11 protein-coding genes are annotated in these 14165 nt (G+C 71.1%); 4 read left to right on the top strand and 7 right to left on the bottom strand.

The window, feature by feature from the left end:
* Positions 1 to 43: 43 nt before the first annotated feature.
* The 3 genes from KIP79_RS00055 to KIP79_RS00045 are packed head-to-tail and all read left to right on the top strand — an operon-like array spanning position 44 to position 4352.
* Complete coding sequence (locus tag KIP79_RS00055; protein WP_214102563.1) at positions 44 to 667, top strand: TetR/AcrR family transcriptional regulator; 624 nt, start codon at positions 44 to 46, stop codon at positions 665 to 667.
* Positions 667 to 2403 (top strand): ABC transporter ATP-binding protein, encoded by a 1737-nt coding sequence (locus tag KIP79_RS00050; RefSeq protein ID WP_214102562.1) that lies wholly within the window; start codon positions 667 to 669, stop codon positions 2401 to 2403. Before KIP79_RS00055 ends, KIP79_RS00050 begins: the two co-directional genes overlap by 1 nt.
* Positions 2400 to 4352 carry an ABC transporter ATP-binding protein gene (locus tag KIP79_RS00045; protein ID WP_308169478.1) on the top strand — a complete coding sequence of 651 codons (1953 nt, stop codon included), beginning with the start codon at positions 2400 to 2402 and terminating at the stop codon, positions 4350 to 4352. The genes KIP79_RS00050 and KIP79_RS00045 overlap by 4 nt, the downstream gene beginning before the upstream one ends.
* A 50-nt stretch (positions 4353 to 4402) precedes the next feature.
* Here KIP79_RS00045 and KIP79_RS00040 read toward each other — a convergent pair whose 3' ends face one another.
* The 3 genes from KIP79_RS00040 to KIP79_RS00030 are packed head-to-tail and all read right to left on the bottom strand — an operon-like array spanning position 4403 to position 7553.
* Positions 4403 to 5968: a heparinase II/III domain-containing protein gene (locus tag KIP79_RS00040; protein ID WP_250212468.1), complete on the bottom strand. Its 1566-nt coding sequence runs from the start codon at positions 5966 to 5968 to the stop codon at positions 4403 to 4405.
* Positions 5969 to 6022: 54 nt separating this feature from the next.
* Positions 6023 to 6958 (bottom strand): CU044_5270 family protein, encoded by a 936-nt coding sequence (locus KIP79_RS00035; protein WP_214102561.1) that lies wholly within the window; start codon positions 6956 to 6958, stop codon positions 6023 to 6025.
* Entirely contained in the window at positions 6951 to 7553 is a 603-nt protein-coding gene (locus KIP79_RS00030; protein WP_214102914.1) for an RNA polymerase sigma factor, read from the bottom strand. Before KIP79_RS00030 ends, KIP79_RS00035 begins: the two co-directional genes overlap by 8 nt.
* A 268-nt stretch (positions 7554 to 7821) precedes the next feature.
* Between KIP79_RS00030 and KIP79_RS00025 the strand changes: the two genes are divergently transcribed.
* A complete protein-coding gene (locus tag KIP79_RS00025) occupies positions 7822 to 9180 on the top strand; it encodes a sensor histidine kinase (RefSeq protein WP_214102560.1) in 1359 nt (452 codons plus the stop codon).
* An 11-nt stretch (positions 9181 to 9191) separates the two neighbouring features.
* Here KIP79_RS00025 and KIP79_RS00020 read toward each other — a convergent pair whose 3' ends face one another.
* The 4 genes from KIP79_RS00020 to KIP79_RS00005 are packed head-to-tail and all read right to left on the bottom strand — an operon-like array spanning position 9192 to position 13995.
* Entirely contained in the window at positions 9192 to 11267 is a 2076-nt protein-coding gene (locus KIP79_RS00020) for a xanthine dehydrogenase family protein molybdopterin-binding subunit (RefSeq protein WP_250212467.1), read from the bottom strand.
* A 15-nt stretch (positions 11268 to 11282) separates the two neighbouring features.
* Positions 11283 to 12263 carry an FAD binding domain-containing protein gene (locus KIP79_RS00015; RefSeq protein WP_214102559.1) on the bottom strand — a complete coding sequence of 327 codons (981 nt, stop codon included), beginning with the start codon at positions 12261 to 12263 and terminating at the stop codon, positions 11283 to 11285.
* Positions 12260 to 12796, bottom strand: coding sequence for a (2Fe-2S)-binding protein (locus tag KIP79_RS00010; protein ID WP_214102558.1), 537 nt, complete (start codon positions 12794 to 12796; stop codon positions 12260 to 12262). The genes KIP79_RS00015 and KIP79_RS00010 overlap by 4 nt, the downstream gene beginning before the upstream one ends.
* Positions 12793 to 13995 carry a low temperature requirement protein A gene (locus KIP79_RS00005; protein ID WP_214102557.1) on the bottom strand — a complete coding sequence of 401 codons (1203 nt, stop codon included), beginning with the start codon at positions 13993 to 13995 and terminating at the stop codon, positions 12793 to 12795. Before KIP79_RS00005 ends, KIP79_RS00010 begins: the two co-directional genes overlap by 4 nt.
* Positions 13996 to 14165: the final 170 nt, after the last annotated feature.

Below are 14165 nucleotides of genomic sequence, written 5' to 3'. Positions count from 1 at the left end.
GACGACTTGAACGAGTGAGTACTCGCTCATTAGGATCCTCCGCATGACCAAGAGGCGGAGAGTGCCGGCCATGGCACCGGAAGACCGCCGTAGCGCACTCATCGCCGCCACGGTGACGCTGCTGCGGGAGTACGGCACGGCGGTGAGCACCCGCCAGATCGCCGAGGCCGCGGGCGTGGCCGAGGGTACGATCTTCGGCGTCTTCCCCGACAAGGCATCCCTGCTGCGGGCTGCGCTGATGAGCGCGTTCGACCCGCAACCGCTGCTGGACGCGCTGGTGGCCATCGGGACGCAGATCGAGTTGCGCGCGCGGCTGCGCGAGGCGGTCACGACGCTGCGGACAGGGATGAGCGCCAACGCCAACCTCGTCGTCGCGCCCAGGGAGCTGATGGCAGAGGACGCCGAGTTCCGCGAGCGGATGATGGACGGCCGGCATCGGATATCGGCCGGGCTCGCCGCCCTGGTCGAGCCGGACCGTGACCGGCTGCGCCGCTCCCCCGAGGCCACGGCACAGCTGCTGCTCATGCTGATCGCGGTGAGCGTGCACCGCGGGTTCGGGCATGGCGGTGAGCTCGGCGACCTGAACGACGAGGAGATCGTCTCCCTTCTGCTCGATGGACTGCTCGTGCGGCCCTCCCCCACCGCTTCGACCGAAAGTGCCTCCTAATGCTGCTCCGTCTCTTGCGGGTCCAGCTCAGGCCGTACGGGAAAGAGATCACGCTCGCCGTCCTCTTCCAGTTCGTGCAGACGCTGGCCACGCTCTATCTCCCCACCCTCAACGCCGACATCATCGACAGCGGCGTCCTCAAGGGCGATACCGGCTACATCGCACGCATCGGGCTGGTGATGATCGGTGTGACGCTCATCCAGATCACCTGCTCGATCGTGGCCGTGTACTACGGCGCCCGGACTTCGACGGCCCTGGGCAGCGACCTGCGGGCGGCGATCTTCCACCGCGTGCAGGACTTCTCCGCCCAGGAGGTCAACAAGTTCGGCCCGGCGTCTCTGATCACCCGGACCACCAACGACGTGCAGCAGATCCAGATGCTCGTGCTGATGACGTTCACGATGACGGTGGCCGCGCCGATCATGTGCGTCGGCGGCATCGTGCTGGCGCTGCGCCAGGACACGGCGCTGTCGTCGCTGCTGCTCGTCGCGCTGCCCTTGATGATCGTCATCGTGAGCCTGATCGTGATGCGGATGCGCCCGCTCTTCCGCACGATGCAGGAGCGCATCGACCGGATCAATCAGGTGCTGCGCGAGCAGATCACCGGTATCCGGGTCATCAGGGCCTTCGTCCGCGACCGGCACGAGCGCGAGCGCTTCGGCGTGGCCAACAACCAGCTGACACATGTGTCGCTGCGGGTCGGGCGGCTGATGGCGCTGATGTTCCCCACGGTCATGCTGGTGGTGAACCTGTCCAGTGTCGCCGTGGTGTGGTTCGGCGGCCACCGCATCGCCGACGGGACCATGCAGGTGGGCGCACTGACCGCGGTCATCGCGTACCTGATGCAGATCCTCATGTCGGTGATGATGGCGATGTTCATGTTCATGATGATTCCCCGCGCCGAGGTCTGCGCCGAGCGCATCGAGGAGGTGCTCGACACCGAGCCGACAGTTCGTCCACCGGCAAGCCCTGTCACCCCGGAAGGACGCCTCGGCGAGCTGGAGTTGCGGTCCGTGGACTTCCACTACCCGGGCGCCGAGGAGCCGGTGCTGTGCGACGTGAGCTTCACGGCACGGCCGGGCCATACCACCGCGATCATCGGCAGCACGGGCAGCGGTAAGACGACGCTGCTCAACCTCATCCCCCGCCTGTTCGACGCGACCGCCGGCGAGGTGCTGGTCGACGGTGTCAACGTGCGCGACCTCGACCCGGTCGCGCTCTCCCGCGCCGTCGGCCTGGTCCCGCAGTCGCCCTACCTGTTTTCCGGCACCGTCGCATCCAACCTGAGGTACGGCAGGCCGGACGCCACCGACGAGGAACTGTGGCAGGCCCTGGAGGTGGCCCAGGCCCGCGAGTTCGTCGAGGCGATGCCCGGCGGCCTCGACGAGCCGATCTCCCAGGGGGGCACGAACGTCTCCGGCGGCCAGCGCCAGCGCCTGGCCATCGCCAGGACACTGGTGCACCGGCCCCGGATCTACCTGTTCGACGACTCCTTCTCCGCCCTCGACTACGTCACCGACGTCCGGCTGCGCGCCACGCTGGCCGAGAAGATCACAGAGGCCACCATCGTCATCGTGGCCCAGCGCGTGAGCACGGTCCGCGACGCCGACCGCATCCTCGTGCTCGACGACGGCCGCGTGGTCGGCAGCGGCGATCATGCCGAGCTCATGACCACCTGCCCGACGTATCGGGAGATCGTGCTGTCCCAGCTCACCGAACAGGAGGCCGCGGCGTGACCACCCAGGCGCCCTCGCGCCGCCCTCAGCCCGGTTTCGGCCCGGGCCGGATGATGTCCGGGCCCGCCGAGAAGGCGCTGGATTTCGGCGGTTCGCTCCGCCGCCTGCTGCGGCTGCTGCGGCCTGAGCGTGCGCTGCTGGCCGTCGTCCTGGCCCTCGGTACGGCCGGCGTCGCACTGACCGTGGCGGGTCCCAAGATCCTCGGCCACGCCACGGACCTGATCTTCTCTGGCATCATCGGGGCCCGGCTGCCCGAGGGGATCACCAAGGAGCAGGCCGTGGCGGGGCTGCGTGCCGAGGGCCGGGGCATGTTCGCCGACATGGTGTCGTCGATGAACATGGTGCCCGGCCACGGCATCGACTTCACCGCACTGGCCCAGGTGCTGGGCTGGGTGCTGGCGATCTACCTCGTGGCGGCGCTGCTCGGGATCGTGCAGTTCCGGCTGACCACGATCGTCGTGCAGCGGGCGGCGTTCCGGCTGCGCGAGCGGATCGCGGCCAAGCTGGCGCGGCTGCCGCTCAGCTACTTCGACGGCCAGCCGCGCGGCGAGATCCTCAGCCGCGCCACCAACGACACCGACAACATCGCGCAGACACTGCAGCAGACGATGAGCCAGCTCATCTCGTCGGTGCTGACGGTCGTGGGAGTGCTGGCGATGATGTTCTGGATCTCACCGTTCCTGGCACTCATCGCACTGGTCACGGTGCCGCTGTCGATCTACGTCACGGCAGCCATCGGTAAGCGGTCGCAACCGCAGTTCATCAAGCAGTGGTCGGCGACGGGCAAGCTCAACAGCCACATCGAGGAGATGTACGGCGGGCACACGCTGGTCAAGGTGTTCGGCAGGCAGCAGGAGACCGCCGAGACCTTCACCGAGCACAACCAGGCCCTGTTCACCTCCGGCTTCCGGGCCCAGTTCATCTCCGGGATCATTCAGCCGGCGATGATGTTCATCGGCAACCTCAACTACGTGCTGGTCGCCGTGGTGGGCGGGCTGAAGGTGGCCTCAGGCTCGATCTCGCTGGGCGACGTGCAGGCCTTCATCCAGTACTCGCGGCAGTTCAGCCAGCCGCTGGCCCAGGTGGCCGGTATGGCGAACCTGGTGCAGTCAGGGATCGCCTCGGCCGAGCGGGTCTTCGAGCTACTGGATGCTCCGGAGCAGTCCGGGGAGCCCGACGACCCCGCGCGGCCCGCACGGATCAGGGGCCGCGTGGCGTTCGAGAACGTGTCCTTCCGCTACGCGCCGGACAGGCCGCTGATCGAGAACCTGTCGCTGACCGTGGAGCCCGGCCAGACGGTGGCCATCGTCGGCCCTACGGGAGCGGGCAAGACGACGCTGGTGAACCTCATCATGCGCTTCTACGAGGTGACCGGCGGCCGTATCACGATCGACGGCGTCGACATCGCCGAGATGTCCAGGGAGGAACTGCGCGCCGACATCGGCATGGTGCTGCAGGACACCTGGCTGTTCGGCGGCACGATCGCGGAGAACATCGGTTACGGGGCGGAAGGAGCCACCCGCGAACGGATCGAGGCTGCCGCGGAGGCGGCCCACGTGGATCGCATCGCGCACACGCTGCCCGACGGATACGACACAGTGATCGACGAGGAGGGTGGGACGGTCAGCGCGGGTGAAAAGCAGCTGATCACCATCGCCCGGGCGTTCCTGTCCGAGCCGGCGATCCTGATCCTGGACGAGGCGACCAGCTCGGTCGACACCCGGACGGAGGTGATCATCCAGCGGGCGATGAGCTCGCTGCGCGAGGGACGCACCAGTTTCGTGATCGCCCACAGGCTGTCCACGATCCGCAACGCAAGCCTGATCCTGGTCATGGAGAACGGTCAGATCGTCGAGCAGGGCACACACGAGTCTCTGCTGGCCGCTGACGGCGCCTACGCCCTGCTGTACTCGGCCCAGTTCGCCCAGGCGGTTGCGGAGGTGGATTAGGGATCCCCGCATGCCAGCTGTAGCCGGCCCGGCGGTTGGGCGGCGGATACTCAGGTCAGGTCGACCGGCCCGCCGGGCGTACAGACGATGATTTTTCCGTTGTGGGTGGAAATTTCGGGATTTGGGGTGCCGGGGACGAGTATGGTCAGCATCGATTCGGCCGGTGGGGACAGCACCGTGGGTGTGGTGGTCGTTTTCAGGTAGCCGGTCGCGATGACCTCGTCGGTCACGGTCTGCCCGGTCAGTGGGGTGCCTGACGGCAGCGCGAGTTGCACCAGCGCGGCCCGCCATTCGCCGCAGGCCAGCACCACGCGCCCGTCCCGGACCTCCGTCACCCGCAGCGACGGTCCCAGATGCCAGATCGTCCGCACCCGCGACCCGGGTGGTACCTCGTCGAACACGGCCAGCACCTCGGCGCCGTGCCCGACCACGACCCTGCGCCGCCGCTCCACCCCGTACGCCTCGTCGCTGAGCCGGTACTCCTGCCGGTGCGGTGTGACCGAGACGTGCGCCAGCCGCGTGGCCGTACCCGGGCGGAAGGCCGCTCCCTCCACCACCGGCACGTTGTGCGCCTCCGGTGAGCGGGTCCAGGCCGGGTAGGGCGTTGCCTCATAGGAGTGGAATCCCGCCTCCACCAGGAGATCCCGCCCCTGCGCATGGTAGGTGACCCCGAGATGGTCCTCGTGGCCGTGCATCGCCCGGCCGGGTCCGAAACGGATGGAATAGTACGCCGAGCGGGGGTCGTCCCAGGCGGTCCGGCCGAACACGTACCCGGCCTGGAAGACCCCGACCGTGGCCGGTTCGTGCCGGAAGCCGCGTGGGACGGCGTCGGCGGGGGTGTCGCCGATGGGGACCAGCCGCCCGTTCGGCTGGGTGGCGTGGCTGACGTAGTTCTCCAGCAGCCGCCGCCGCTCGACCAGCACCGCGGGCGCCGCCAGCCCGCACCTTTCGATCGCCTCCAGGGCCACCCCGAGCCGGGCGTGCACGTAACCACCGTATTTGGGGGCCTGTTCGTGCAGCGCGCCCTGGGCGTCGATGGCCGCCGTCGCCGAGGCCGTCATGCGCCGTACGGCAAGCTCGGCCCAGGCGCGGCGGCGCAGCCGGCCGCCGATGGCCAGCAGGGCGATGTCCTGGTCCAGGCCGTGGTTGTGGCCGTTGCGGTAGCGGGCGGGATCGGCCAGGATCCGGCCGTGCTCGGCCAGGGTGGCCGACAGCCACCCGGCCGACACGTGCGCGCTCAGCCGCACCAGCGCCGGCGCGCGCAGGGCGATCGGGTGTTCGGCCCACGCCCAGGGGCTGGCGGCGGCGCGGCGCGGGTTCTTGCGGACCCAGTCGGCGGTGATCTCGGCGGCCCGGTCCAGGTAGCCGCGGTCGCCGGAGCGTTCGAAGGCCGCCACCAGGCCGCCCATCCAGCGCAGCGCGTGCAGGTTGAGCGCCCAGGAGCGGTTGCGGTGCGGGTCGAGCGCCCAGTCGATGTCGCGGCCGAGTTCGACGGCGGGCAGGCCGACGAAGCTGACCCGCCCGGCCATCACCTCCTCCGGTTCGATGCGCGGGAAGCGGGCCGGGATGACCGGGCCCTGCGGCGGGCGGTGCCGGAAAAGGGCATGACGAAACAAGCGTTTGCTCCAAATCAGAGAACGCGGGAGGTGTCGATCAGCGCGGGCGAGTGTTTAGGGAGCGGCCGGTTTCCGGTCGGTCCAGCCTGCCTCCAGGACCAGTTCGGTCTGATCGTTGAGGATGCCGGGGGCGTCGGTGACCGAGGAGAGCACCCGGGAGGTGGCCGAATCGATGATCAGCGTGCGCCGGGTGCCCGGCGGGTCGGGCAGCGCGAAGGAGAACGCGGCGCCCCTGCGGCCCTGCTCGTCGGTGCGTTCCCCGAGGTAGCGCACCTCCGGCAGGTCGGCCAGTGCCCGGTAGGCGGCGGCCCGCACCTCCGGCGGGGACGGTTTGCTCCACAACAGCCCGCTCAGCGCGTCGGCCACCAGGCCCTCGCCGAGCGGCTCCACCAGCGCGCGCAGCCGCCCGGGATCTGCGGGCAGGTCCCTGATCTGGTCGATCGTCATGCCCTGCCCGGCCATGCTGAACGGCACCCCGCCGGTGGCGGTCAGCGTGCCCTTGCCGGGGTCGCCCGGCAGCCCCGGCCAGGCGGTCGGCGCCCCGTCCTTTCGCCAGGCCAGCTCGTCGGCCGGGGTGCGCGGCCGGACACCCAGCGACCTGGCTCCCGCCCAGACCCGGCCGTCGCGGGCCACCCACAGCTCGGCCAGCCGGGACTCCACCATCCAGTAGCCGCTGCCGAGCCGCTCCGGATAGGTACGCCGGATCAGCTTCCTGACCCGCCAGTACGCCCCCGACACCTCACCGCCGGACTCCGCGCTGTGGGCCGCCGCCAGCAGAATCGACCGCCCAGGTCCCGAAATTTCGGGATCAGGGAGGGCGATGAGGGTGGCCGCGGCGACGGCGACGGCCCCTGCCAGCGCCACCATCCCCGTCAGCCGGCGCCTGCGGCGGCGCGGCGCGGCCGTCAGCCGCTCCCGCACCCGGGCCCTGGCCAGCGGATCCAGGCTCGGCTCGCCGTACAACTCGCGGACCCGCCCGAGCTCATCCATCTTCGCCCTCCCTCCGGTCGAGCATCGGATTGCGCTCCCCCAGCACCGCGCGCAACTTCCGCCGCGCCCGGCTCAGCCGCGACCCCACCGTGCCGTACGGAATGCCCAGCGCCTCGGCGATCTCCTCATGGCTCAGCTCGGCCAGCGCCACCAGCAGCAGCACGTCCCGGTCCCGCTGGGCCAGGCCCGCCACGGCCGCCGCGATGCTCGGCCGCAGGCTCTGCGCGCTCACCCGTACGGCCACGCGTTCCTCATGGCCGGGCAGGTCCGGGTCGGGGCCGTGGCGGCCGAGCGCGCGTAACATCCGCACCTCCACCCGGCGGTGGCGGTGGATGACGTTGGTGGCGATGCCGTACAGCCAGGCGCGGACGGTGGCCCTGGCCGGGTCGTACCTGGCCCGCCTGCGGAAGGCGGCCAGGAAGGTCTCGGCGACCACGTCCTCGGCGCTGCCGGGGCCCAGCCGCTGGGCGACGTACCGGTGGATCTCCGCGAAGTGGCCGTCGAAGATCACGCTGAACCATTCGGCCTCGTCCAGGGACCGGCGGATGGCCTCGGCGTCCTCGACCTCCTGGCGCGGGTTCCCGGCCCAGGCCATCGTGGTCACGGCACCCACCCCGCGACGCAGGCCCGGCCGCCGGGCCGCGGTGCCCTCCCCGCCATGTACGTCCCTCCGCCCGACAACGCTGTCACTGCTTTATCACCCGATCGGCCGATTCGCTTTCACGGCGGATGGTCACCGCTGTCCGCCATGCCGATTCGGCGGCGCTGGGGTTTGCCACTTTTTGGTCGTTGCTCTTCCCAGGACCGGTAAGGATCGGTAGAGGAGGTATCGCGATGCTTCTGATCACGAGGGGATGATCAGAGTGAGCTGGTGGCATCGTCGCTCGATCCGGACCCGCCTGGCCGTGGTGGCCAGCGCCGTCATGGCGCTGCTGTGCACCGTCGTGGCGGTGTTCATCGTGGTGATGGTCCGGCAGGCGGCCGTCGACTACCGGACCGAGCAGCTCTTCGCCAACGCCGTGATCCTGGGCGCCCAGATGCGCCAGCGCGTCCCCAATCCGATCGAGGGCGGCCCGGAGCAGGCGATCCAGGTATTCGACCCGGCCGGCACCATGGTCTCGGCCACCCCTGACATGGTGGGCAAGCCGCCGATGACGAACCTGCGCCCCGATCCCGACGCCTACGCCACCACCACCTCCTGCGACGGGGGCGTCTTCCCCCACCGGTGCATGATCGTGCTCGCCTACCCCTTCCACCGCGAGGACAGCGTCTGGCAGCTCGACATAGCCGTCCCCGACATCCCCTGGTACGTCGGCCCCAAGCTGATCGTCCCGCTCGCCGCCGGCTCCGCGCTGCTGGTCGCGGCGACCGCGGCGGGCGGCTACCGGATCGTGGGCAAGACGCTGCAGCCGGTGGGCGCCATCAGCGGCAACCTCGCCCAGATCACCGCCAGCGACCTGCGGCACCGGGTGCCCGTGCCGAAGTACCGCGACGAGCTGCGGGAACTGGCCGAGACCGCGAACCGCACGCTGGAACGCGCCCAATCGGCGGTGGAGCAGCAGCTCCGCTTCGCCTCGGACGCCTCCCACGACCTGCGCAGTCCCCTGACCGCCATCCGCACCCGAATCGAGGAGGCGCTGATCGACCCGTACCAGGCCGACTGGCCGGAAACCGCCGACGCGCTGCTGGACAGCGTGGAACGCATGCAGGCCCTGATCGGCGACCTGCTGCAGGTGGCCCGGCTGGACGCCGGGGTCACCGGCCGCCATGAGCCGATCGACCTGGCCGAGCTGGTGACCGGCGAGCTGGAGCGCCGCCCGGCCAAGGCCGGCCTGCGCCTCCGTCTCACGCCCGGCGTGGTGGTGGACGGCTCACGGATCGAGCTGGCCCGGCTGCTGAACAACCTGCTGGACAACGCCGAACGGCACGCCGCCTCCGCCGTCACCGTCACCCTGACGCTGGAGGCCGGGGTCGCGGTGCTGGAGGTGTGCGACGACGGCGAGGGCATCGCCCCCGAGCAGCGGGAGGCCGTCTTCCAGCGGTTCACCCGCCTGGAGGCCTCCCGCGCCAGGGATCCCGGCGGCACCGGGCTCGGGTTGCCGATCGCCCGGCAGCTCGCCCAGGCCCACGGCGGCACCCTGACCGTCGAGGACAGCCCCCGCGGCGCCCGGTTCGTCCTGCGCCTGCCCGCCCGCGCCACGCCCCGTCCGGGGCCGAGCTGAGCCCGGAGTCGTCAGCTCTCCAGTACGCGGTCCAGACGGATCGGCAGGTGGCGCTGCCGGACCCCGGTGGCATGCCAGACGGCGTTGGCGATGGCTGCCGCGGTGCCGACGTTGCCGATCTCGCCGACGCCCTTGATCCCCCAGGGGACGCCGGGTTCGTCGTCGGGCACGAAATCGGCTTCGATGTCGGGAACGTCGGCGTGGGCGGCGATGTGGTAGCCGGCGAAGTCGGCGTTGACGTGCCGGCCGGTGACCGGATCGCGGACGCCTTCTTCGTGAAGGGCCATCGACAGCCCGCCGATCATGCCGCCGATGACCTGGCTGCGCGCCATGAGCGGGTTGATCACCCGGCCCACGGCGAACATCCCGAGCAGCCGCCGTACGCGCACCTCGCCGGTGGCCGGGTCGACACCGACCTCGGCGAAGACGGCGCTGAAGGCGTGCCGTTCGCGGGACGCCAAATCGCCGAGCAACTGCGTGGTGTCGACCGTGGCCGTCATCGGCCGCTCCGGACCGCGTATCTTCGCCGCGGCCTCGGTGATCGCCCACGCCCAGGACGCCGTCCCCCGGGAGCCGCCCGCGCCCCACGCCGGACCGATGGCGCTGTCGGAGATGCGCAGCCGGATCCTGTCCGTGCCGACCGCGAGCGCGTCGGCGGCGATCGCGGTCAGGGCGGTGCGGGCGCCCGTGCCGAGGTCCGCGGCGGCGATGGCCACGGTGAACGTGCCGTCCGGCTCGGCGGTGATCGTGGCCGTGGAAGGGAAGGCGCCGGTGCTGAAGGAGGTGGCGGCCAGGCCGGTGCCGATGAGGAGTGGTCCCGCTCGCCGCATGCGCGGCCGGTGGTCGCGGGAGGCCCAGCCGAACCGGCGCGCTCCTTCGCGCAGGCAGGCAACCAGGTTCCTGCTGCTGAACGGCAGCCCGGACACCGGTCCGACGCCGGGCTCGTTGCGCAGCCGCAGCTCCAGCGGATCCAGGCCCACCCGCTCCGCCAGTTCGTCCATGGCCGATTCGAGCGCGAAGGAGCCGGGCGCGGCGCCGGGGGCGCGCATGGAGTACGGCGGCAGGATGTCGAGCGGGACCACGGTGAGCGCGGTGCGGATCGCGGGGGCCGCGTAGAGCGTCTTGGTGAGCTCGGTGCAGCCCTCGATGTACTCGGCGAGCGGTGAGATCTCGTAGGTGGCGTCGTGGTGGATGGCCCGCAGGCGTCCGTCGGCGTCGGCGCCGATCCGGATGCGCTGGTCGGTGGCCGGCCGCTGCGCGGTGGCCAGGAACACCTCGGCGCGGGTCAGCGTGACGCGTACGGGCCGCCCGAACCGGGTCGCGGCCATCGCGGCCAGGATGAGCTGGGGGCCGCACATGGTCTTGCCGCCGAATCCACCGCCTATGTGGTCGACGCGGACGCGCACCCGTTCCGGGGGCAGGTGGAAGAGCGTGGCGAGGGTGAACGCGATCTGGAAGGGCCCTTGGTTGCTGTCGACGGCCTCCAGGCGGTCGCCCTCCCACCACGCGGTCGCCGAGTGCGGCTCCATGGCGCTGCAGTTCTCCTCGGGCGTGCCGTACCTCTCGTCGACGACCACCGCGCTGGCGGCGAGCTCGGCGTCCACGTCGCCGATGTCGGCGGGTGCGTCGAAGAGCGTCAACGCGGGACGGCCCGCCGGGTGACCGGCGAAAAGGCGCGTGTCGTGGGGTTGCTCGTCATAGGTCACCGGCAGTGCCTGGGCCGCGGCGCGGGCCTGCTCCGGCGTCTCGGCCACCACCAGGGCGATGGGACGGCCCGCGTGCGGGATCAGGTCGTCCTGCAGCAGTCGCAGCCCACCGTCGGGGCCGAAGAAGTTCCCGGCTTCGGGGTTGAGCCGGGGCGCGTTCGTGTGGTCGATCACGCCGAGCACGCCCGGCATGTCCCGTACGGATGCGACGTCGATGTCGCGGACGCGCCCGCGGGCGACCGTGGCCAGGACGAGCGCCCCGTAGGCCAGATCGGGTATCGGCTCGTCGGCGGCGTAGCGGGCGGCACCGGTGACCTTGGCCCGTCCTTCGATCCGTGGGCGGGCGACGCCGACGGCGCCGACGTGTACGGCCATGCTCATGCGAAGATCTCCCCTTCAGTACGGCTCGGCGAGGTCGGCCAGGACGGCCGCGATGAGGTTGCGCGCCAGCGGCACCTTGTAGCCGTTGCCGGGCAGCGGCGCGGCGGCGGCCAGCTCTGTCTCGGCGGCCGCGCGGAACCGGTCGGCCGTGGCGGGGCCGTCCAGCAGGAAGGATTCGGCGGCGCGGGCGCGCCAGGGACGCGACGCGACACCCCCGAGGGCGATCCGTACACTGCGGACGGTTCCCCGGCTGACCTCCAGATGGGCCGCGACGGACACGGTGGCGAAGGCATAGGACGCGCGCTCGCGGACCTTCCGGTAGCGCGAGCGCGGTGCGACCGCCGACCCCGGCAGGACGACCTCGGTGATCAGCGCTCCCGCGGGCAGCTCCGTCTCCCGTTCGGGCGTGTCGCCGACGGGTGGGTAGAACCGCTCCAGCGGAATCTCCGCCCCGCCGTCGAGGGTCTCGTAGCGTACGACCGCGTCGAAGGCCGCGAGCGCCACCGCCATGTCGGAGGCATGGGTCGCCACACAGCTTGGCGACCAGCCGAGGACGGCGTGGTTGTGGTGCGCTCCCCGGATCGCCGCGCACCCGCTGCCGGGGTCCCGCTTGTTGCACGCCTGCGACGGGTCGGCGAAATAGGCGCACCGGGTCCGCTGCATCAGGTTGCCGCCGACGGTGGCCATGTTGCGGAGCTGGCCCGACGCGCCCGCCAGCACCGCCTGGCTCAGTGCCGGATATCGGCGCCGCACCTCCGGGTGGGCGGCGAGGTCGCTGTTGGTGGTCGTCGCGCCGATGGCCAGCCCGCCGTCGGGTGTCTCGCGGATTTCGCCGAGCGGCAGGAACCGCACGTCCACCAGCTGGGTGGGCGTCTCGACGCCGCACTTCATCAGGTCGACCAGGTTGGTGCCGCCGCCGAGGTAGCGGGCGCCGCCGTGCCCGGCGGCCAGCGCGTCCCGGATCTCCGTCACGCGGCGGTAGGCGAACTCCTTCATCCGGTCACCCCGTCGCGAGCGGCCGTCTCCAGGATCGCGTGCACGATCGACGGGTACGCGCCGCAGCGGCAGAGGTTCCCGCTCATCCGCTCACGCACCTCCGCCGCGTCCAGTTCGGCGACGGGGCCGTCGGGTGAGACGTCGGCGGTGACCGCGCTCGGCCAGCCCGCCGCGCGCTCGGCCAGCATCCCGACGGCCGAGCACAGCTGACCGGAGGTGCAGTAACCACACTGGAAGCCGTCCAGGCGCACGAAGGCCTCCTGGATCGGCCGCAGCTCCCCGTCGGCGGCCAGCCCTTCGACGGTGGTGATCTCGGCGCCCTCGGCGGCGACCGCCAGGGTCAGGCAGGACACCACCCGCCTGCCGTCCAGCAGCACGGTGCAGGCCCCGCACTGCCCTTGGTCGCAGCCCTTCTTCGGCCCGGTGTGGCCGAGATCCTCGCGGAGCGCGTCGAGCAGGGTCCTGCGATGGTCGAGGCACAATCGATGCGTCACGTCGTTGACGCGCAGGGAAATCGTGCTGCGGGTTGTCATGGTTTTCCTTCCTGCGGATCGTCAGGTGGCCTCGCGTACCGGATGGTCTCGACGACGATCAGCGTGATGAGGATGGCCAGCAGTCCGGCGAGTCCGGCCAGCGGCGGCAGGTTGACGGCGATCGGCACGGCCGCCAGGAGGGCGCAGACCGCCAGCAGCCGCGGACGGCTCAGCGCGTGGTGCATACGGCGCTCCACCAGCAGGTGCCCGCCGAGGTACAGCGTGAAGCCGCCGTAGAGGGCGAGCGCGGAGAACGCGCCCAGCGGCCTGCTGTCGGCCGCGTGCGCGATCACGCCTTCGACGCCCAGGGCGGCCAGCACGATGCCGGCGATGATGGGGAAGTGGCCGTAGGTGTAGGCGTCGACGGCCAGGCGGACCCTCGCCTGGCCGCGGGTCCGGCGCAGCCGTTGCTCGGCCGCCTGCGCCATCACGTCGAAGTACAGCCACCACAGGCACACCGCGACGGCGACGCCGAACACGGCCGCGAACACCAGGGCCGTGCTGACGGGGAGGTCGGCGGTGCCGACGCCGACGGCGACGACGGACTCGCCGATGGCCAGGATGACGAACAGGTGATGGCGCTCGCTCAGATGCGCGGGACTGCGCAGCTGCCAGGCGCCGTGCTTGGCGGTGTGGTAGATGCCGACCCAGTCCACCAGCACGGCGACCGCGTACAGCAGCAGCTGGAGCCGGCCGCCCGCCAGCGCGCCGGACACCAGCAGGGCCCCACCCGCCAGCATGGGCAGCCAGGTGATCGCGATCTGGCGCCGCAGCCCGGTGTCCCCGGCCGCGGCCACGGTGTAGACCGTGAGGTGCGCCCAGCGGACCAGCAGATAGGCGCACACCAGGACGAGGGGGCCGTGCAGGTCTCCCGGCCCGTCGGCCCACGCTTCGGGGATGGCCAGTCCGACCACGAACATCGCGGCCATCGCCACTACCATCCCCGCCCGCGGCAGGCCCTGGTCGGCCCGCGAATGGTTGCCCAGCCAGGTGTAGCCGGACCAGGTGCCCCACAGCAGCGCGAGCGTCAGCAACCCCTGCGCGACGCCGAGGGCGCTGTGCTCGCGCGCCATCGAGCCGGTGATCCGCGTGATCGCGAAGACATAGACCAGGTCGAAAAACAGCTCGAAGGGCGTTGCCCGATGGTTCTCATCGGTGGCCCGGACATTGCGGCCTCGCTCCTGGCTTCGCACAGCCATGGTCCATCCTTCGCGACGTCGGGTGATCGGACTCGGCCGCTAGCCTGGGGCTTTCGCCTGGGAAGCGGCCGGAACCGATCGTTAAACGTGAAAAGTGCCTTGAGCTGGAAGGATTGGACTTGCTGAGGGTCCTGTCCGCACCAACTCGAAAGGCACTTTCCGAGTGCACT

This window comes from Acrocarpospora catenulata (assembly GCF_018476525.1).
Taxonomy (GTDB): Bacteria; Actinomycetota; Actinomycetes; order Streptosporangiales; family Streptosporangiaceae; genus Acrocarpospora; species Acrocarpospora catenulata.
Note: the sequence above shows the minus strand (reverse complement) of the source record. Positions and strands in the feature narration are given on the sequence as shown.